The sequence below is a fragment of the Xanthobacter tagetidis genome (genome assembly GCF_003667445.1).
In the GTDB taxonomy this organism is placed as follows: domain Bacteria; phylum Pseudomonadota; class Alphaproteobacteria; order Rhizobiales; family Xanthobacteraceae; genus Xanthobacter; species Xanthobacter tagetidis.
The window spans coordinates 48,792-65,965 of the sequence record NZ_RCTF01000003.1; the positions used below are offsets into that span (position 1 = coordinate 48,792).

Annotated in this window: 16 protein-coding genes; 7 read left to right on the forward strand and 9 right to left on the reverse strand. The window is 70.3% G+C overall.

Annotation, left to right across the window (positions count from 1 at the left end; genetic code table 11):
- Positions 1–16 precede the first annotated feature (16 nt).
- From D9R14_RS04635 to D9R14_RS04645, 3 genes are all read right to left on the reverse strand, one after another.
- Positions 17–556, reverse strand: coding sequence for a winged helix DNA-binding protein (locus D9R14_RS04635; protein ID WP_121622408.1), 540 nt, complete (start codon positions 554–556; stop codon positions 17–19).
- A 234-nt stretch (positions 557–790) separates the two neighbouring features.
- Positions 791–1,564, reverse strand: coding sequence for a ferredoxin--NADP reductase (locus tag D9R14_RS04640; RefSeq protein ID WP_121622157.1), 774 nt, complete (start codon positions 1,562–1,564; stop codon positions 791–793).
- An 81-nt stretch (positions 1,565–1,645) separates the two neighbouring features.
- The gene (locus D9R14_RS04645) at positions 1,646–2,164 is read right to left on the reverse strand and encodes a cysteine dioxygenase (protein WP_121622158.1); all 519 of its coding nucleotides are present in this window, start codon (positions 2,162–2,164) and stop codon (positions 1,646–1,648) included.
- A 158-nt stretch (positions 2,165–2,322) separates the two neighbouring features.
- On the opposite strand from D9R14_RS04645, the gene D9R14_RS04650 reads away from it, so the two are divergent.
- Positions 2,323–2,811, forward strand: coding sequence for an Lrp/AsnC family transcriptional regulator (locus D9R14_RS04650; RefSeq protein ID WP_210313898.1), 489 nt, complete (start codon positions 2,323–2,325; stop codon positions 2,809–2,811).
- Between the two features lie 4 nt (positions 2,812–2,815).
- Here D9R14_RS04650 and D9R14_RS04655 read toward each other — a convergent pair whose 3' ends face one another.
- Positions 2,816–4,291 carry a DHA2 family efflux MFS transporter permease subunit gene (locus tag D9R14_RS04655; RefSeq protein ID WP_170168494.1) on the reverse strand — a complete coding sequence of 492 codons (1,476 nt, stop codon included), beginning with the start codon at positions 4,289–4,291 and terminating at the stop codon, positions 2,816–2,818.
- 409 nt (positions 4,292–4,700) lie between these two features.
- On the opposite strand from D9R14_RS04655, the gene D9R14_RS23030 reads away from it, so the two are divergent.
- On the forward strand, positions 4,701–4,985 hold the full coding sequence (locus D9R14_RS23030; RefSeq protein WP_170168495.1) for a hypothetical protein: 285 nt from the start codon (positions 4,701–4,703) through the stop codon (positions 4,983–4,985).
- A 4-nt stretch (positions 4,986–4,989) separates the two neighbouring features.
- Here D9R14_RS23030 and miaA read toward each other — a convergent pair whose 3' ends face one another.
- The gene (miaA, locus tag D9R14_RS04665; RefSeq protein ID WP_121622161.1) at positions 4,990–5,952 is read right to left on the reverse strand and encodes a tRNA (adenosine(37)-N6)-dimethylallyltransferase MiaA; all 963 of its coding nucleotides are present in this window, start codon (positions 5,950–5,952) and stop codon (positions 4,990–4,992) included.
- Here miaA and serB point away from each other — a divergent pair.
- A complete protein-coding gene (gene serB, locus D9R14_RS04670) occupies positions 5,951–6,850 on the forward strand; it encodes a phosphoserine phosphatase SerB (RefSeq protein ID WP_121622162.1) in 900 nt (299 codons plus the stop codon). The genes miaA and serB overlap by 2 nt on opposite strands.
- A gap of 3 nt (positions 6,851–6,853) precedes the next feature.
- Here the strand turns inward: serB and erpA are convergent, their stop codons facing one another.
- Positions 6,854–7,204 carry an iron-sulfur cluster insertion protein ErpA gene (erpA, locus tag D9R14_RS04675; RefSeq protein ID WP_121622163.1) on the reverse strand — a complete coding sequence of 117 codons (351 nt, stop codon included), beginning with the start codon at positions 7,202–7,204 and terminating at the stop codon, positions 6,854–6,856.
- 78 nt (positions 7,205–7,282) lie between these two features.
- Between erpA and D9R14_RS04680 the strand changes: the two genes are divergently transcribed.
- The 3 genes from D9R14_RS04680 to D9R14_RS04690 all read left to right on the forward strand — a co-directional run bounded on the left by D9R14_RS04680 (position 7,283) and on the right by D9R14_RS04690 (position 12,565).
- Positions 7,283–8,488, forward strand: a complete 1,206-nt coding sequence (locus D9R14_RS04680) for a deoxyguanosinetriphosphate triphosphohydrolase (RefSeq protein WP_121622164.1) — start codon at positions 7,283–7,285, stop codon at positions 8,486–8,488.
- Between the two features lie 35 nt (positions 8,489–8,523).
- A complete protein-coding gene (gene argS / locus D9R14_RS04685; RefSeq protein WP_121622165.1) occupies positions 8,524–10,284 on the forward strand; it encodes an arginine--tRNA ligase in 1,761 nt (586 codons plus the stop codon).
- Positions 10,285–10,366: 82 nt separating this feature from the next.
- Complete coding sequence (locus tag D9R14_RS04690) at positions 10,367–12,565, forward strand: SPOR domain-containing protein (protein WP_121622166.1); 2,199 nt, start codon at positions 10,367–10,369, stop codon at positions 12,563–12,565.
- A gap of 116 nt (positions 12,566–12,681) precedes the next feature.
- Here the strand turns inward: D9R14_RS04690 and D9R14_RS04695 are convergent, their stop codons facing one another.
- Positions 12,682–13,575 carry an ATP-binding protein gene (locus D9R14_RS04695; RefSeq protein ID WP_121622167.1) on the reverse strand — a complete coding sequence of 298 codons (894 nt, stop codon included), beginning with the start codon at positions 13,573–13,575 and terminating at the stop codon, positions 12,682–12,684.
- A gap of 265 nt (positions 13,576–13,840) precedes the next feature.
- Here D9R14_RS04695 and D9R14_RS04700 point away from each other — a divergent pair, with 265 nt between their 5' ends.
- Positions 13,841–14,521, forward strand: a complete 681-nt coding sequence (locus D9R14_RS04700) for a hypothetical protein (RefSeq protein WP_121622168.1) — start codon at positions 13,841–13,843, stop codon at positions 14,519–14,521.
- A gap of 19 nt (positions 14,522–14,540) precedes the next feature.
- On the opposite strand, the gene D9R14_RS04705 is transcribed toward D9R14_RS04700, so the two are convergent.
- Positions 14,541–15,365, reverse strand: a complete 825-nt coding sequence (locus D9R14_RS04705) for a sulfite exporter TauE/SafE family protein (protein WP_121622169.1) — start codon at positions 15,363–15,365, stop codon at positions 14,541–14,543.
- Between the two features lie 112 nt (positions 15,366–15,477).
- Complete coding sequence (dusA, locus tag D9R14_RS04710; protein ID WP_121622170.1) at positions 15,478–16,470, reverse strand: tRNA dihydrouridine(20/20a) synthase DusA; 993 nt, start codon at positions 16,468–16,470, stop codon at positions 15,478–15,480.
- Positions 16,471–17,174 lie beyond the last annotated feature (704 nt).

The following is a 17,174-nucleotide window of genomic DNA, read 5'->3' on the forward strand; positions in this document are numbered from 1 at the left end:
CGGCCGGGTGGAACCGTCAGACCGTGGCCGCCGAGCGGGCCGCCTGGTTGTAGTATCCGGACACCGCGCGCAGCACCTCGCCCACCTCGGAGAGGATCTCCTCGGACGGGCCGGAGGACCGCAGCGGCTTCACCAGCAATTGCTCGCGGATGGCGGCGTAGCGGGTGCAGGCGTCGAGCCCGGCCTGCGTTGCCTCCACCACCTTTTCCTTGCCCACGCGGCGGGTCTTCACGAGGCCCGCGCCTTCCAGCTTGCGCAGCGCGTAGGTTGCGACGTGGGTCTCCTCGATGTCGAGGATGAGGGCCACGTCCGCCACCGACTTCGGCCGGTCGCGGTGGCGCACGATGTGGAGGATCAGCACCTCCAGCGGCGAGAGGTTCGGCACGCCTGCCGCCGCCATGCAGCGCACGATCCAGCGCTCGAAGGCATGTACCGCCAGGATCAGCCCGAACTCGGTCTCCGACAACGCCGGAGAGCCGCCCGCGGCGAGGTGCGCCGAGGAGACGATTGGCTCGTAGATGGCCGCGTCCGCCGGCCGGCGCCTCGAACCTCTCATGAGCCAGTCTCCTGCCGCATCGGGTGCGCGGTCCGGCTCCGCTTCCTGGTCGATCAATTTCGCAGCCTTCTGCCTAATTACGGAGCCGTGCCGTAATTACCGTTTATTTTTAATAACTTAAAGGTGCGGATTTGCGGATGGCAAGGGCAAACTGCCAAATTCCCATCCATTTTACCGACTTTTTGCCTGCAAATTATCAGTGTCAGGCAGGACTATGCAGGCTGCGTGCCAGCTTCAGCGCTCCACGAACGCCTTCTCGATCACATAGTGGCCCGGATTGGCGTTGCTGCCTTCCGCGAGGCCCTGGGCCTTCAGCCACACCGTCATGTCGGCCAGCATGGCCGGGCTGCCGCACAGCATGAAGCGGTCGCCCTCGGCCGCGATCGCGGGCAAGCCGAGGTCGCCCGGCAGGCGGCCGGCCGTGAAGGCGTCGGTGATGCGGCCGGTGTTCTCGAACGGCTCGCGCGTGACCATGGGGTGGTAGACCAATTGGTCGCGGATCATCTCGCCCAGCAGCTCGTCGGCGGGCAGGTGGTTCAGGATCAGGTCCTGGTAGGCCAGTTCCGCCTTGAAGCGGCAACCGTGGACCAGAACGACCTTCTCGAACCGCTCATAGGTGGACGGGTCACGGATCACGCTCAGGAACGGGGCCAGCCCCGTCCCGGTGCCGAGCAGATAGAGCCGGGCGCCGGGCAGCAGCGCGTCGTGCACCAGCGTGCCGGTCGGCTTGCGCCCCACCAGGATGGCGTCGCCCTCCTTCAGGTGCTGCAGACGCGAGGTGAGGGGGCCGTCCGGCACCTTGATGGAGAAGAATTCCAGCCGGTCGTCATAGGTCGGGCTTGCGATGGAATAGGCGCGCAGCAAAGGGCGCCCCTCCAGCGACAGGCCGATCATGGTGAACTGCCCGCTGGCGAAGCGGAACGCGGGATCGCGGGTGGTCGCGAAGCTGAACAGCGTGTCGGTCCAATGGCGGACGGACAGCACCGTCTCGGTGTTGAAGTTGCTCATGGGCCTCGGTCTGGACGGTTTTGTTGTTTGGTTTTTCAGGAACGCGGACCGGCGGCGATCGCGGCGCCGGGCCGATTTCGTTCAGAGCGCGGCCAGCTCGTATTCCCGGTCGATGGAATTGGCATGCTGGCGGTGGTCGAAGCCGTAGATGTGCAGCGAGATCGCCTCCTCGGCGCCGAGATTGGCCATCTGGTGCAGGTTCGGGCCGGTGGGCAGCATGCAGGCCACATAGCCGGGACCGCGCGTGGCGGTGGACTTCAGCACCGCCCGCCGCGCATCGATGGCCGCAAACCGGCTCTCGCCCACGGTGCCCTTCAGCACCGCGAAGCAGCAGGAGCAGTGGTGGTCGTGGATCGAGGTGCGCGCGCCGACGTCCCACACCATGGCCCAGACGCTGATGTCGTCGTCGCCATAGACGAGGTTGCGGGCATAGCCGCCGGGATTGCGCTTGAGCGCGATGCCGTCGAGCAGGCCGGGCCGCGCGGCAAGGGCGTCGAGGGTCAGATGGGCGGCCTTCAGATAATCGTCCGCCGTGGCGCGGCTGGCGCTGCCGAGGCGGGAGAGCAAAGCGGTGTCGTACTGGTCGTTCAGAGCGTTCATGACTCACCCATTCGCGCGGGAATGAGCAAGGCTAGAGTGTGCAGTGCGAAAGCGGCTTGCGAACTTGGCGCGAAAATGCCTTGGAAGGGGAATGATTTTCTAATATTTCTAGAATTTCTGGATGATGTATCCCTTCCAACCCTCAAGTGGAGGATGGCTTGGCGCGCAACCCCCATGTGAGTCTCGATCCGATCGATCTGCGCCTGCTGCGGCTGCTCCAGCAGGATGCGGAACTGCCCTTGGCGGACCTCGCCGAGCGGGTCGGCCTGTCGCCGACGCCGTGCTGGCGGCGCATCCAGAAGCTGGAGAAAGCGGGCATCATCCGCCGGCGGGTGGCGCTGCTCGACCGCAAGCTGCTGAATGCCGGCGTCACCGTCTTCATCGCCGTGCGCACGGCCAAGCATTCCGCCGAATGGCTGGGGGAGTTCGCCGTGGCGGTGCGCGACATTCCCGAGATCGTGGATTTCTACCGCATGAGCGGGGAGATCGACTATCTGCTGAAGGCGCTGGTGCCGGATATCGCCGCCTATGACGCGCTCTACAAGAAGCTGATCTCGCGCATCGAGCTGTCGGACGTGACCTCCATGTTTGCCATGGAGGAGCTGAAGTCCACCACCGAGATCCCGCTCGACTTTGCGCGGCCCTGACGGCTCAGGCGCGCGGCCGCAGGGCGCAGGCGAGGGCGGCGGCGATCACCATGGCGCCGAGCAGCATCAGTCCCATCTCCACCGCCGGCCGCATCACGTGGCCGGCGAACTGGAGCCAGCTTCCCTCTACGCCGGTCATGGCCGCGATGCCGAACGAGAGCGTCGAGGTTGCGGTGGCGACGCCGAAGCTGGTGCCCAGCACCCGCATCAGGTTCAGCATCGCCCCCGCCTGCCCGGAGAGTTCCGCCGGCGCCGCCTTGAGCGTCGCGTGGTTGTTGGGGGCGATGAACAGGCCGAGGCCGGCGCCGATGAGGGCAAAGGCTATGGGGTAGGCCGCGTGACCGCCGGCGAGGTGGGCCACCGCGAAGCCCAGAAGCAGGAGACCGGCAAGGCACACCGCCATTCCGGCGGTTCCCATCACCCGCGCGCCGAAACGCTCGGCAAGCCCGCCGGTGAACGAGGCGACGAGGCCGAGCGCCACCGGCACCGCGGCGAGTTTCAAGCCCGCTTCCAGCGGCCGGTCGGCATAGCCATGCTCCAGCAGGAACGACATCAGGAAGAACAGGCCGTAGAGCATGGCATAGCCCAGCAGCACCGCCAGCGCACCGACCGAGAACGCCCCGCGCGCGAACAGCCGCAGGTCCACCAGCGGATGGGCACAGGCGCGCTCGTGGCGCACCAGCAGCACCGCCAGGAGCGCCGCGCCGACAAGGCAGCCGAGCGTCGCGGGCGCCAGCGGCCCCCAGGCGGCGAGCTGGTTCAGCGCCAGCATCAGGAGCGCGATCGCCGGGCCGATCAGGAGCGCCCCGCGCCAGTCGAACCGCGCGTTCCGGTCGATGTCGGCCGTGCGCGGCAGGGCAAGCCAGCCCAGCACCACGGCGACAAGCCCGAACGGGATCGACAGCCAGAACACCCAGCGCCAGCCGAACGCGCCCAGCATCAGCCCGCCGAGCGCCGGCCCGGCGCTCATGCCGATGGCCTGCGCCGCCGCGAAGAAGCCGAGCGCCCGCGCGCGCTTCTCGCCGTCCACCGCCTTGACCAGGATGGCGATGCTGTTGGCGCCCAGCATGGCGCCGCCCGCCCCCTGGAGCACCCGGAAGGCGATCAGCTGCTCCATGCTCTGGGCGGCGCCGCACAAGGCGGTGGCCACCATGAAGACGAGATAGCCCAGCAGATAGAGCGACTTGCGTCCGAACATCTGGCACAGCCGGCCGAAGATTGGCAGAAAGGCGGCGAAGGCGACGAGATAGCCGAGCGCCACCCAGCTCACCGTCTCCAGCGGCACCGCGAAGGTGCGCCCGAGGGTCGGCAGCGCGAGCTGGACGATGGTGGCGTCGAGCTGCCCGACGAAGGCGCCGATGCACACGAGGCCGACGATCAGCCACGGGTGCCAGGGCTGGTGCAGCAGCACGGCCGACGGCTCCGGCTCGCCGCTCCAGGATCGCCGCCGCGCGCCGGTCTCCCCTACATCCAGGTTCAAGGTCCGCGTCCCCCCATCCAGCCCGCGACCCATCGTCCGCTCCGCTTGCGCTGACCGCAGAGTGTTAGTGCGGTGCGGCCTGGCACGCCAGGGGGGCAGCGGGTGTGGGGGCAGAGGTGGGGGTGCGCGCCTGTCCGGGTGACGGCGCAAGGCCGCCAAAAAAGGCGCCGCCGGAGCGGGGAGCGGCCGGCGGCGCTGGAGGTGGAGGGTCACGCCATCCGCATCGATGATGGGCATCCGGCCGCGCCCGCGCATCCCCCAAACGCGGGACGCCGCCCAGCCTGCGCGTGGGGGCGCGCCGCCGGCGCCCAACGCTGCGCGAGAGGCGCGCCGGCGCGCGCCGCGGCCGGGGACAGCCGAAGGTTGACGGCGGACCGCGGCGCGACATGCTTACCAGATCGTCAACGCCTTGATTCGCCTGGAGCTTGTCCCGGTGCAGCCGCCCGTCCATCGCGCCCGCGCCCGCCCGCTGGTGCCCGCCCAGCGGGCACTGCCGGCACCGACGCTGGCGCGGCCTCTCGTGGCGGTGCCGGCCGGCCACCGGCACCCGGTGGCCTGGACCTCCCATGAGCAGTCATCGGCGGGGAAGTTCGCTGCCGCCTGGGGCACGATCGGCGGCCTGACGGTGGTGGCCTTCCTTGCCCATTGCACGCATCCCTTGATGGCGCTCTGGCTGTGGCTGGTCGGTCCCTGATCGCTCAGGCGTCCAGCGCCGCCGTCAGCACGCCCAGTGCGCCTTCCGGCGTGGCGCGCGGCCAGTCCGCCATCTGGTGGCGGAAGAAGGTGTCCTGGCGCTTGGCATAGCGGCGCGTGTCCGCCTGGCCCTCCGCCGCCGCCGCGTCGAGCCCGATCTCGCCCGCCAGATGCCGCATCAGCGCGGGTACGCCATGGGCCTTCAGCACCGGCCGCGCCGCATCGAGCCCGCGCGCGGCGAGCGCCGCCACCTCGGCGAGCGCGCCCTGGTCCAGCATCGCGAGGAAGCGCGCGTCGATGCGCCGGCGCAGTTCCTCGCGCTCCGCCACCAGCACCAGGCGCACGCAATCCTCCGGCGCCAGGACCGGCGGCTGGGCGTCCGCCTGCCATTGGGCAAGCGGACGGCCGGTGGCCTCCAGCACCTCCAGGGCGCGCAGCACGCGCTGGCGGTCGTTCACGTTGAGGCGGGCGCCGGTGGCCGGATCGCGGGCGAGAAGCCGGGCATGGAGGGCGGCGTTGGCCTCGCCCTCGGCCCGGCCCCGCACGCCCTCGCGCACCTCGGGCGGGATGGGAGGCACCGCGGCGAGGCCTTGCGTCAGCGCGCGGAAATAGAGTCCGGTGCCGCCCACCAGGATCGGCGTGCGCCCCTCGGCGCGCAGGGCGGCGATGGCGTCCCTTGCGTCATCGGTCCAGCGGCCCACCGAATAGTCGGTGTCGGCGTCCACATGGCCGTAGAGCAGGTGCGGCGCGCGGCCGAGGTCGGCGACCGATGGACGCGCTGTGATGACCGAGAGATCGCCGTAGACCTGCATGGAATCGGCGTTGAGCACCACGCCCCGAGCGTCCGCGCCGAGGCGCTCGGCAAGCGCGAGCGCGAGCGCCGACTTGCCGCTGGCCGTCGGACCTGCGATGAGCACCACCTTCGGCGCCTTCTGCCGCCTCACCTTTTGACGCTCCGGTTGTTCCATGGCCCTGGTCGCGACGCTCATCTCCAATCCTGCCGCCCCCGCGCTCACCGCGGAGGCCGAGCAGATCGCCCGCTCCGTTCTGCCCGAGGCGGAGGAGGCCGTCACCCTCTGGCCGGAGGTGGCGGCCGACATTCCCTTCCTCCCGCCGCTCGGCGCCGACCCCGGCCCGTTCGAGGAGACGCTGCGCGCGGCGCTCGCGGGCCATGCCCTCGACGTGGCGGTGCAGGGCCGCACCGGCCGGCGCAAGCGTCTGTTCCTCGCCGACATGGATTCCACCATGATCGGCCAGGAATGCATCGACGAACTGGCCGATTTCGTCGGCCTCAAGGCGCATGTGGCCGCCATCACCGAGCGCGCCATGCGCGGTGAGATCGCCTTCGAGCCGGCGCTGCGCGAGCGCGTGGCGCTGCTGCGCGGGCTGGAAGCGAAGGTGGTGGACGAGGTGCTGGCCGAGCGCATCCGCCTCACCCCCGGCGGGTCGGAACTGGTCGCCACCATGAAGGCGAACGGCGCCTATGCCGCCCTCGTGTCAGGCGGCTTCACCCTGTTCACCAGCGAGATCGCCGCGCGCATCGGCTTCGACACGCACCGGGCGAACGAACTGCTGCTGGAGGACGGCCGCCTCGTCGGCGCCGTGGCCGAGCCCATCCTCGGCCGCGAGGCGAAGCTCGCGACGCTGATCGAGCTGCGCGACCGGCTGCACCTTGCCCCCTCGGAGACCATGGCGGTGGGCGACGGGGCGAACGACCTCGCCATGCTCGGCGAGGCGGGGCTCGGCGTCGCCTTCCACGCCAAGCCGGCGGTGGCGGCGGCGGCGCGGGCGCGCGTCGACCACGGTGACCTCACCGCGCTGCTGTTCATGCAGGGCTACCACCGCGACGAGATCGCCGGGGCGTGAGGCTCAGAGCGAGAAGCTGGTGCCGCAGCCGCAGGACGAAGAGGCCTGCGGGTTCTCCACCCGGAACGAGGCGCCGATGAGGTCGTCGACGAAATCGAGCCGGGAGCCGGCGAGATAGTCGAGCGAGACCTTGTCCACCAGCACGGTGGCGCCGTCCTTCTCGATCACCAGATCGTCGGCGGCCTTCTCGCAGGTGACGTCGAAGCGGTACTGGAAGCCCGAGCAGCCGCCGCCCTCCACGCTCACGCGCAGCACGCTGCCCGGCGCCTCGCCCGCGAGAATCTCGGCGATGCGGTGCGCCGCGCTCTCGGTGACGGCGAAGGGAATGGTCTCGGGGTGCGTCTGGGTGTCCATGGCATCGACTTTACGGGTTGAAGCTGGCATTGCGCCATAGGTAAGAGCGCATGGCGCCGAATTCAAAGGGGGAGGACCATGGCGGTTTCCGGCGCGCGGCCCATGGCGGCCTATGCGAGCGACGCCGCGGGATCGCGCGGGCGCCTTTTTCCCGAGGCGGACATGCCGCCGCGCAGCGCCTTCCGCCGCGACTGCGACCGCATCATCCATTCCACCGCCTTCCGCCGGCTGAAGCACAAGACGCAGGTGTTCGTCTTCAACGAGGGCGACCATTTCCGTACCCGCCTCACCCACACTCTGGAGGTGGTGCAGGTGGCGCGCTCCATCGCCCGGGCGCTGGGGCTGGACGAGGACCTCGCCGAGGCGCTGGCGCTGGCGCACGATCTCGGCCACCCGCCATTTGCCCATGCGGGCGAGCGGGCGCTCGACGCGTGCCTCAAGGACCATGGCGGCTTCGACCACAACGCCCAGTCGCTGCGCGTCGTCACCCGCATCGAGCGGCGCTATGCGGACTTCGACGGGCTGAACCTCACCTGGGAGACGCTAGAGGGCATCGCCAAGCACAACGGCCCGCTGACCGGCCGGGAGGGCCGCGGCATCGGCCGCTATGCCGGCGGCCTGCCACACGCGATCCGCGCCCATTCCGGGCTCCAGGACCTCGAACTGTGGAGCCATGCCGGCCCCGAGGCGCAGGTGGCGGCGCTCGCCGACGACATCGCCTATGACGTGCACGACCTCGACGACGGCCTGCGCGCGCGCCTGTTCACCGTCGACGATCTCGCCGGCCTGCCTCTGGTGGGCGCGGCGCTCGCCGAGGTGCGCGGGCGCTATCCCGGGCTCGACGTGCCGCGCACCGTCAACGAGGTCATGCGCCGCCTCATCACCCGCCTGATCGAGGACGTGGTGGGCGAGACGTCGAACCGGGTCTCGGCCTCCGGCGTCGCCTGCGCGGCCGACGTGCGGGCGCTCGGCCGGCCGCTCGTGGCCTTCTCCGATGCGGTGCGGGAGGAGGAGAAGGCGATCAAGGGCTTCCTCTTTCCGCACATGTACCGCCACCCGCGGGTGGTGCGCATCATGGGCGACGCGCAAGGCGTGATCCGCGACCTGTTCGCCCATTTCACGGCCCAGCCGTGGGACATGCCGCCCTCCTGGCAGGACGACCTCGACTTCTCCGACACCCCGCGCCTGACCCGGCGCGTGGCCGACTACATCGCCGGTATGACCGACCGCTACGCCCTCGACCAGCACGCCCGCTTCTTTGACTCGACGCCGGACTTGCGTTAGGCGCCCGGTCAACCAACCCGATCGGACCCATATCCATGAACGTCTACGCGATCTTCGCCGATCACGTGCGCGAAGCCGTCGCCGCCCTCGTCGCCGAGGGGCAGATCTCCGGCACTCCGGACCTTTCCCGCGTGGTGGTGGAGCCGCCGCGCGACGCGAGCCATGGCGACCTCGCCACCAACGCCGCCATGGTGCTGGCGAAGGAGGCGGGGGCGAAGCCACGCGACCTCGCCGAGCGCATCGCCGAGCGGCTCAAGGCGCTGCCGTTCGTGGCCAAGGTGGAGGTGGCGGGGCCGGGCTTCATCAACATCGCCCTCGATGCCGGCTTCTGGCCCAGGGTGCTGATCGCGGTGCTGGGGGAGGGGCTCGATTTCGGCCGCTCCACGCTCGGCGGCGGCGAGAAGGTGAACGTGGAATACGTATCCGCCAACCCCACCGGCCCCATGCATGTGGGCCACTGCCGGGGCGCGGTGTTCGGCGACGCCATGGCGCGGCTTCTCGCCTTCGCCGGCTATGCGGTGACCAAGGAATACTACATCAACGATGCCGGCGCGCAGGTGGACGTGCTCGGCCGCTCCGCCTATCTGCGCTACCGCGAGGCGGTGACGGGCGAGCCGGCGGAGATTCCGGACGGGCTTTATCCCGGCGACTATCTCGTGCCCGTGGGCCAGTTGCTGGCGCAGATGCACGGCCCCGCCTTCATGGCCGCGCCGGAGAGCGAGTGGCTGCCGACGTTCCGCTCCTTCGCCATCGGCCAGATGATGGAGATGATCCGCGCCGACCTGATCGCGCTCGGCATCGAGTTCGACGTGTTCTCCTCCGAGCGCGCGCTCTCGCAGGGGCCGGTGGACAAGGTGGGCGCCACCATCGAGGCGCTCCGGGCGACGGGCGAGGTCTATGAGGGCCGCCTGCCGCCGCCCAAGGGCGCGCCCATCGAGGACTGGGAGGACCGCGAGCAGACCCTGTTCCGCTCCACCGACTTCGGCGACGACGTGGACCGGCCGCTGAAAAAGTCCGACGGCAGCTACACCTACTTCGCCGGCGACATCGCCTACCACAAGGACAAGGTGGAGCGCGGCTTCCTCAGGATGATCGACGTCTGGGGCGCCGACCACGGCGGCTACGTCAAGCGCATGCAGGCGGCGGTGAAGGCGGTGTCCGGCGGCAAGGCGAGCCTCGACGTGGAGCTGATTCAGCTCGTGCGTCTGTTCCGCAATGGCGAGCCGGTGCGCATGTCGAAGCGGGCGGGTTCGTTCGTCACGCTGCGCGAGGTGGTGGACGAGGTGGGCCGCGACGCGGTGCGCTTCATGATGCTGTTCCGCAAGAACGACGCGCCGCTGGATTTCGACCTCGCCAAGGTGATCGAGCAGTCGCGCGAGAATCCGGTGTTCTACGTCCAGTATGCCCACGCCCGCGCCAAGTCGATCCTGCGCAATGCGCTGGAGGCGTTCGCGGATCTGCCGCAGGAGCCGGCCGCCTTCGCGGCGGCGGAACTGGCGCGGCTCGACGACGAAGGCGAGCAGACCCTGCTGAAGCGCCTCGCGGCGTGGCCGCGTTTGGTGGAGCAGGCCGCGAGCGCGCGCGAGCCGCATCGGGTGTCATTCTATTTGCACGAGGTGGCGAGCGATTTCCACGGCCAGTGGAACCGGGGAAAAGACCTGCCATATTTACGCTTCATTATGGAGAATGATCGACAGTTGACCTTGGCTCGCTTGGCCTTGGTTCACGGCGTGGCCACGGTGCTCGCCTCAGGTCTCAGGGTTCTGGGGGTGGAGGCCGTCGACGAGATGAAGTGACCTCTCGTCCCGTGGCCCGGATCGCCGGCTCTGCCGGCAACCGAGCCGCCGGGCGGGGCGGACAACAGCACATCGAGGCGACATGGTCGAGGAAAGCAGGTTCCGCTACCGGCGTGACGACGGCATGGCCGGCGGAGGGTCCGCGACTGACGCGCGCTATGCGCCGCGGCTGACAGCGCAGCGCGCTCCCGCGCCCGACGTGCGCGGCATCGACCGCGCCGACGGCATGTCGCGTGGTACGGCTCCGGGCGGCTTCTCCGGACGCCTCGAAGCCAGCCGCAGCGCTCCCGCTCCTGACTATGACCGGGACTATTCCCGCGCGCCGGAGCCGGCGCGCGACGCCGGGCGACCTGCCGCGAGCAAGGATACGTTGGCCGAGCTGGCGCGCTTGATCGGCGACCAGGATCCCTTCGCCGAATTCTCCGACCTCGAGCGCAAGGCCGCCAATGCGCCGGTCTCCGAGGACGATTACGACGACGACTATGCCGATGACGATCGTCGCCATGACGACGAAGACGACGACGACGGCGAGGACGACCGGCGCTGGGACGACCGCGCCCCGGCGCGCGCCGATGCCTATGGCCGGGCGCCGGCCCCCACGGCTGCGCCCGCAGCCCGGGCCGCGCCGCAGGCGCCGGCCTATGGCCGTTCCGCTCCCGCCGGCACGGCGGCTGCGGCTGACTATGGCGACGATCCCTATGACGACGACGATCGCTACGACGACGAGGACGACGCCTATGACGCGCCGGCTCCGGTAGCGCCGCGTCAGGCCCAGCTTCCGGCGCCCCGCGCCGCCGCCGCGCCGGCGTCTCCCGCCGTGCGCACGGGCTACGGCTCGCTGGCCCGCCAGGTGCCGGCGCCGTCCGCCCCCGCGAACGCAGCCGGCCGCGCCGCCCCCTCGTCCTATGACGACGGCTACGACGACGACGAGGACGACGGCTACGACCGCAGCCGCGGCTATGACGACGACGAGGACGACGACGGCTATGCGCCGGCGCGCCCCGCCACGAGCGCGCCGACCCGCGCTGTGGACCCGCGCTCGGTCGACCCGCGTGGCGCTGCCGGCCGCACCTTCGATGCCCGCGCCGCGGACCCGCGCGCGCCCCAGGCCGCGAGCCGCTCCGCCGCGCTTCCCGCGCCGGTTCCTGCCCGAGCCGACGCCCGGCGCGCGCCGGACGCCCCGGCCTATGGTGTGAAGCCGCAGCCGGCTCCGGCGCCCGCGCGCCAGGCGCCGCAGGCGGCGTCCCGGGCCCCGCAGGCCCCGGCCTATGACGACGATTACGACGACGGCTACGACGACGACGGCTACGGCGCGAAGCCGGCCGATCCGCGCGGCTATTCGGCGCCCGCGGCGGCCCGCGGCCGGGGCGGCTATGACCGCTCCGATGCGCGTGGCAGCGGGGAGGCGGCCTACGCCTATTCCGCCGAACGGCGCGACGACGGCTATGACGATTACGACGACGCCTACGATCCGCAGTTCGCCGATGCCGGCTACATGCCGCCCCACGGCGAGGACGTCTACGAGACCGAGCCGCGCCGCAAGAAGGGCCGCATGGCCCTGCTCATGGTGGCGAGCCTGCTCGGGCTCGGCGTGGCGGGCGCCGCCGGCTTCTTCGCCTATCGCATGGCGGTGGGCGAGGCGACCTTCGGCTCGGCCACGCCGTCCGTGATCCGCGCGGACAATGCGCCGGTCAAGACGGTGGCGCCGCCCGCCACCGATCCCCAGGGCAAGCTCATCACCGAGCGGCTGGGCGCCGGCGGCAGCGCCAACGAGCGCCTCGTCACCCGCGAGGAGACCCCGGTGGAGGTCACGGCGGCCACCCGCGTGGCCACCAACGGCACGCCCCAGGGCGAGCCCAAGCGGGTGAAGACCTATGCGGTCCGGCCCGACGGCACCATGGCGACGCCCGCCCCAGGCACTCCGCCTGCGAATGGCTCGGTGTCCGCCTTTGCGCCGACCCAGGCGCCGCTCACCTCCGGCGTCGCCGCTCCGGCCCAGACCGCGGCCTTGACGCCGCCGGTGGCGGCGGGCGGCAGCTATGTGGTGCAGGTCGCGTCCCAGCGCTCCGAGGCGGACGCGCAGGGATCGTGGAAGGCCCTCCAGGCCAAGTATCCGACCTTGCTCGGCAGCTACAGCGCGCAGGTGCGCAAGGCCGATCTCGGCGAGCGCGGCGTGTTCTACCGGGCGCAGGTCGGCCCCTTCGCCTCGCGCGACCAGGCCAACGAGCTGTGCCAGGCGCTGCGCGGCCAGGGCGGCGACTGCATCGTCAACAAGAACTGACGGCGGCGCGCCAGCACCGCCCGCCATTTGGCCGCCCGCCATTTGAACGAAACCGCCTGAACGAAAAGGGGCGCCCCGGCCGGGCGCCCCTTTTGCATGGGCGGCCGTGTCGGCGGTCAGGCCGACTTCAGGCGGGTGCCGGTGCGGCCGGCGAGATCCTGGACGAACTGGAACGCGGTGCGGCCGGAGCGGGCACCGCGGGTGGTCGCCCATTCCAGCGCCTCGCGGCGCCACTGCTCTTCCGCGACTGGCAGACCGTGGTGGGCCACATAGGCGGCAACCATGGCGAGATATTCGTCCTGGCTGCACTTGTGGAAGCCGAGCCACAGGCCGAAGCGGTCGGAGAGCGAGACCTTCTCCTCCACCGCCTCGCCGGGATTGATGGCGGTCGAGCGCTCGTTCTCCATCATGTCGCGCGGCAGCAGGTGCCGGCGGTTGGAGGTGGCGTAGAAGATGACGTTGTCGGGCCGGCCTTCGATGCCGCCTTCCAGCACCGCCTTCAGCGACTTGTAGGAGGTGTCGTCGGCGTCGAACGACAGGTCGTCGCAGAACACGATGAAGCGGTGCTTGGAGGCGCGGGCGAGGCTCATGAGCCCCGGCAGCGTCTCGATGTCCTCGCGGTGGATCTCCACCAGCTTGAGCCGCGCGCCCGAAGGATCGTTCACCAGCCGGTTGGTGGAGGCGTGGGCGGCCTTCACCAGCGAGCTCTTGCCCATGCCGCGGGCGCCCCACAGGAGCGCATTGTTGGCCGGCAGCCCGCGCGCGAAGCGCAGCGTGTTCTCCATGAGCTGGTCACGCACCCGGTCGATGCCCTGGAGCAGGTCCATCTCCACGCGGTTGACGCGCGGCACCGGCTCGAACCGGCCGGGGCCGGTCTGCCACACGAAGGCGTCGGCCGCCTCGAAGTCCGGCACCGGCGGGTGCGGCGGCGCGATGCGCTCCAGCGCGTCGGCGATGCGGGCGAACAGGGTCAGCGTGGCATCGGCGGAAAAGTCGTTCGGGCTCGTCATCTGGTCCTCCCCCGGCGGGGATAGGGCCCACGCCGCGCCGCCGCAAGCGGAACGGCGGGAACCAGTCCCCACGAGCTATGCGCAACCTGCATGGCTGATAAGTGTTGCGGTGCGGAAAGTCTGCCTTAACTTCTCCCCACCCATCTGGGAGACGCTGGGAACGAACAGGGGCGGCCGCTGGGGCCGGGCAGGGTGCCGGACGGCGCCTGCGCGGCGCAGCGGCTCATCGCATTTACGCGCCGAACGGCCGCTTCCGGAGACGATCATGTCCGAGAGCCAGCAGTCCCGCAGCCTCCCGTCCTGCCGCCCCGGCCGCGCCGTCGTGGTGCTTCTCGCCGCGATCCTTTGCGCCTCGCCCGCCCTGGCGCAGGTCAAGAGCGATTCGAAGCGCACCGAGAACAAGGACGGCTCGGCCTCGCTCGACTTTTCCAACGAGGTGTCCGTGCTCGGCACCAAGGTGGGCGTCGCCGTGACGGAGCCGGCCGCCGCCTCCATCGCCGATCCCACGGCGGGGCAGGAGGCGCTCTCGGGCTCCGCTTATGCCAAGGTGGCGGTGAAGACGCTGCCGGACTGGATGTTCTGGCAGAAGGGCGCGGTGGACGTGACGCTCAATCCGGCGGACGAGACCAGCAAGGTCGCCACCTCCTTCTCCCGCTCCGTAGGCGTCGGCGGCGGCGTCACCGCGACGCTGAGCGACAGCTATGCCTTCGAGCGCGCCGCCACCAGCGAGGCGTGGCAGACCGACAAGTCGGTGAGCGTGAAGCTGGAGGACACCGGCACCACGCTCGCGGTCGGCGCCAAGACGAGCCAGGACCAGGCGGGCTGGCTGCCCTCGCTCAGCGCGCAGCAGGAGATTGCCAAGGGCTTCAACGTGACCACCAGCGTCGCCAATACCGGCTCGGAGATCGACAAGAGCGTGAAGGCCGGCTTCAAGCACCGCTGGTGAGGCCGCGCCCGTCGGCGCCTCAGCCCCAGACGAGCGAGAGGAAGAAGCGTGCCGCGATGGCGAGGAAGAACAGGCCGATGCCGATCTCCAGCTTGCGGTGCGGCAGCCGGTGGGCGATGCGCGCGCCCATGGGCGCGAACACCATGCTCAGCGGCGCCATGCACACGAAGCCGATCACCGAGACATAGCCGAGCGAGAGCGGCGGCAGGTCGGCAAGGTGCGGCCAGCCGGCCACCGCATAGCCGATCACGCCGGGGATGGGGATGATCATGCCGATGCCGGCCGAGGTCGCCACCGCCGCGTGGATCGGCACCCCGTAGAGCAGCAGGATGTTGGTGGCGACGCCGCCGCCGGAAATCCCCACCAGCGAGGCCGCGAGGCCGAGGACATAGCCGATGGCCCGGAGCGCCGCCTTGCCCGGCAGCGTGTGGGCGATGCGGATGTCGTTGCGCCCCATCACGCTCTTGAGGCCGAGCGCGCCGACGAGGCCGACGAAGATCGCCTTCAGCACCCAGCCGTCCACCACGGCGGCGATCGCCGTTCCGGTGAGCATGCCGGCGATGGCGGGCAGGCGCCAGGTCTTCAGCACGCCCGGCAGCACCGCGCCGCGCGCCGCGTGGGCACGATAGGACATGTAGGAGGTGGGGATGATGACGGCGAGCGAGGTGCCGATGCACAGCTGCATGCGCAGGCTCTCCTCCACGCCGACGGCGCGGAACACCTCGTATAGCACCGGCACCATCACGCCGCCGCCGCCGACCCCGAACATGCCCGCGAGCAGGCCCGTGACCACGCCGCCGGCCAGCAGCGCCAGGCAGAGGAATGCAATCTCGGTCCAGGGCATCGAGGCTCGGCGGGCGCTAGGGGAGAAGTCTCGCCCCTGTGCCCGCAAAGCCAAAGCCTGTCCAGCGCAATTCCCGCAACCCTGCTGTCAATTGCGCGCGGGGCTTGGCGCCTCAGGCGGCGGCGGCGTCCGTGCGGCGCCGCACCTCGTCCACCGCCCCGCGCAGCACGTCGAGGCCGGCACCGGGCCGGATCGCCTCGGTGGACAGGCGGCGGCGGTAGATCCGCGAGCCGCGCCGCCCGCCGAACAGGCCGAGCATGTGCCGCGTGACGTCGGACAGCCGCCCGCCCGCCTCCAGATGGGCGGCGATATAGGGCTCGAACGCCTCCACTGCGGCGAAGGCGTCCTCATGGGGCGCCGCCTCGCCATACAGCTCGGGATCGACGGCGAGCAGCAGCTCGGGGTCCTGGTAGGCGGCGCGGCCCAGCATCATGCCGTCGAGCGGGCCGAGCTCGGCGCGCCCCTGGGCGAGCGAGGCGATTCCGCCATTGAGGGCGATGGGCACCTGCGGCAGGCGCGCCTTGAGGCGCCTGGCGCGATCGTAGTCCAGCGGCGGCACGTCCCGGTTCTCACGCGGCGAGAGGCCCTTCAGCCAGGCCTTGCGGGCGTGGACGATGAGGCCGTCGACGCCGGCTGCGACCACCGCGTCGGCGAGCGCGTCGAGCGCCTCCTCGGGATCCTGCTCGTCGACGCCGATGCGGCACTTCACCGTGACAGGGATGGCGACGGCGGCCTTCATGGCCGCCACGCAGTCGCCGACCAAGTCCGGCTCGCGCATCAGGCAGGCGCCGAAATTGCCGCCCTGCACCCGGTCCGAGGGGCATCCCACATTGAGGTTGATCTCGTCATAGCCGAAATCGGCGCAGATGCGCGCCGCCGCGGCCAGCGCCGCCGGCTCGCTGCCGCCCAGCTGCACCGCGACCGGATGTTCCTGCGGCGAAAAGCCGAGCAGGCGCGCCCGGTCGCCATGGAGCACCGCCGGCGCCGTGACCATCTCCGTATAGAGCCGCGCCCGATGCGACAGCGTGCGATGGAACGCCCGGCAATGGCGGTCGGTCCAATCCATCATGGGGGCGACGGAAAAATCGATGGTCTGGTGGGTCATTGAAAACACGAAATCTCGTTTGGGATCATGTCGAGGCCACGGCCTCTACATGGTGCGTGTCGATGCGAATCCATCAACGCTGCCGAGTGTTTGCCGCCGATATCTATCACGATGTGATGGATCGGCGCAGAAGGTGATAGAGGGGAACCACTATTGCTCGCAAGCGCAAGGACGGCACCACCGCCTGCATGGCAAGAATCATAGTGGAGCGAAGCGGTGCGGTACACCGCTGTCGCCGAACGGCCTCGGTGCGCTCAGGCTCTCCTGAACGATCCGCTTCTTCGCCACTTCGCTCCAGCGGCGACGGCGTCCCGTCTCGACAATCTCAAGCCGCGCGAAAGGCACTGTCCGTATGCCTGTCCAAACGTCCAGCACCCGTCGATCTACGCCATCGCCCGCAAGGCGGCTCTCGCCGGACCGATACGAGAGAAGCGCCAAAGCCGCCGATCCTCGTCAGAAAGATCCCCTCGCAAAACCGGGAGCATCCACGCACTCCGCCCGACAGTTGACGCAGACCTGGAAACTCCGCTTGGCCAGGTCTATCGCAAGGGCATGAACATCCAGCACGTATGCCTGTTCTGGAAGCCTCCCGGGCACGGCCTGGCACATAGTTGCCCCACCGGCGGCGGCTTCCACTCCATCGGTTCAGACCGGCGTCCGGACAGCTCCCTCGCAATCCTTAAGCTCGTCGCCGTCCTCATCTG

Coding starts and splice junctions, on each gene's coding strand:
- D9R14_RS04635 (WP_121622408.1), bottom strand. CDS start 556: ATGAGAGGTTCGAGGCGCCGGCCGGCGGACGCGGCCATCTACGAGCCA.
- D9R14_RS04640 (WP_121622157.1), bottom strand. CDS start 1,564: ATGAGCAACTTCAACACCGAGACGGTGCTGTCCGTCCGCCATTGGACC.
- D9R14_RS04645 (WP_121622158.1), bottom strand. CDS start 2,164: ATGAACGCTCTGAACGACCAGTACGACACCGCTTTGCTCTCCCGCCTC.
- serB (WP_121622162.1), top strand. CDS start 5,951: ATGGCCCTGGTCGCGACGCTCATCTCCAATCCTGCCGCCCCCGCGCTC.
- miaA (WP_121622161.1), bottom strand. CDS start 5,952: ATGGAACAACCGGAGCGTCAAAAGGTGAGGCGGCAGAAGGCGCCGAAG.
- erpA (WP_121622163.1), bottom strand. CDS start 7,204: ATGGACACCCAGACGCACCCCGAGACCATTCCCTTCGCCGTCACCGAG.
- D9R14_RS04680 (WP_121622164.1), top strand. CDS start 7,283: ATGGCGGTTTCCGGCGCGCGGCCCATGGCGGCCTATGCGAGCGACGCC.
- argS (WP_121622165.1), top strand. CDS start 8,524: ATGAACGTCTACGCGATCTTCGCCGATCACGTGCGCGAAGCCGTCGCC.
- D9R14_RS04690 (WP_121622166.1), top strand. CDS start 10,367: ATGGTCGAGGAAAGCAGGTTCCGCTACCGGCGTGACGACGGCATGGCC.
- D9R14_RS04695 (WP_121622167.1), bottom strand. CDS start 13,575: ATGACGAGCCCGAACGACTTTTCCGCCGATGCCACGCTGACCCTGTTC.
- D9R14_RS04700 (WP_121622168.1), top strand. CDS start 13,841: ATGTCCGAGAGCCAGCAGTCCCGCAGCCTCCCGTCCTGCCGCCCCGGC.
- D9R14_RS04705 (WP_121622169.1), bottom strand. CDS start 15,365: ATGCCCTGGACCGAGATTGCATTCCTCTGCCTGGCGCTGCTGGCCGGC.
- dusA (WP_121622170.1), bottom strand. CDS start 16,470: ATGACCCACCAGACCATCGATTTTTCCGTCGCCCCCATGATGGATTGG.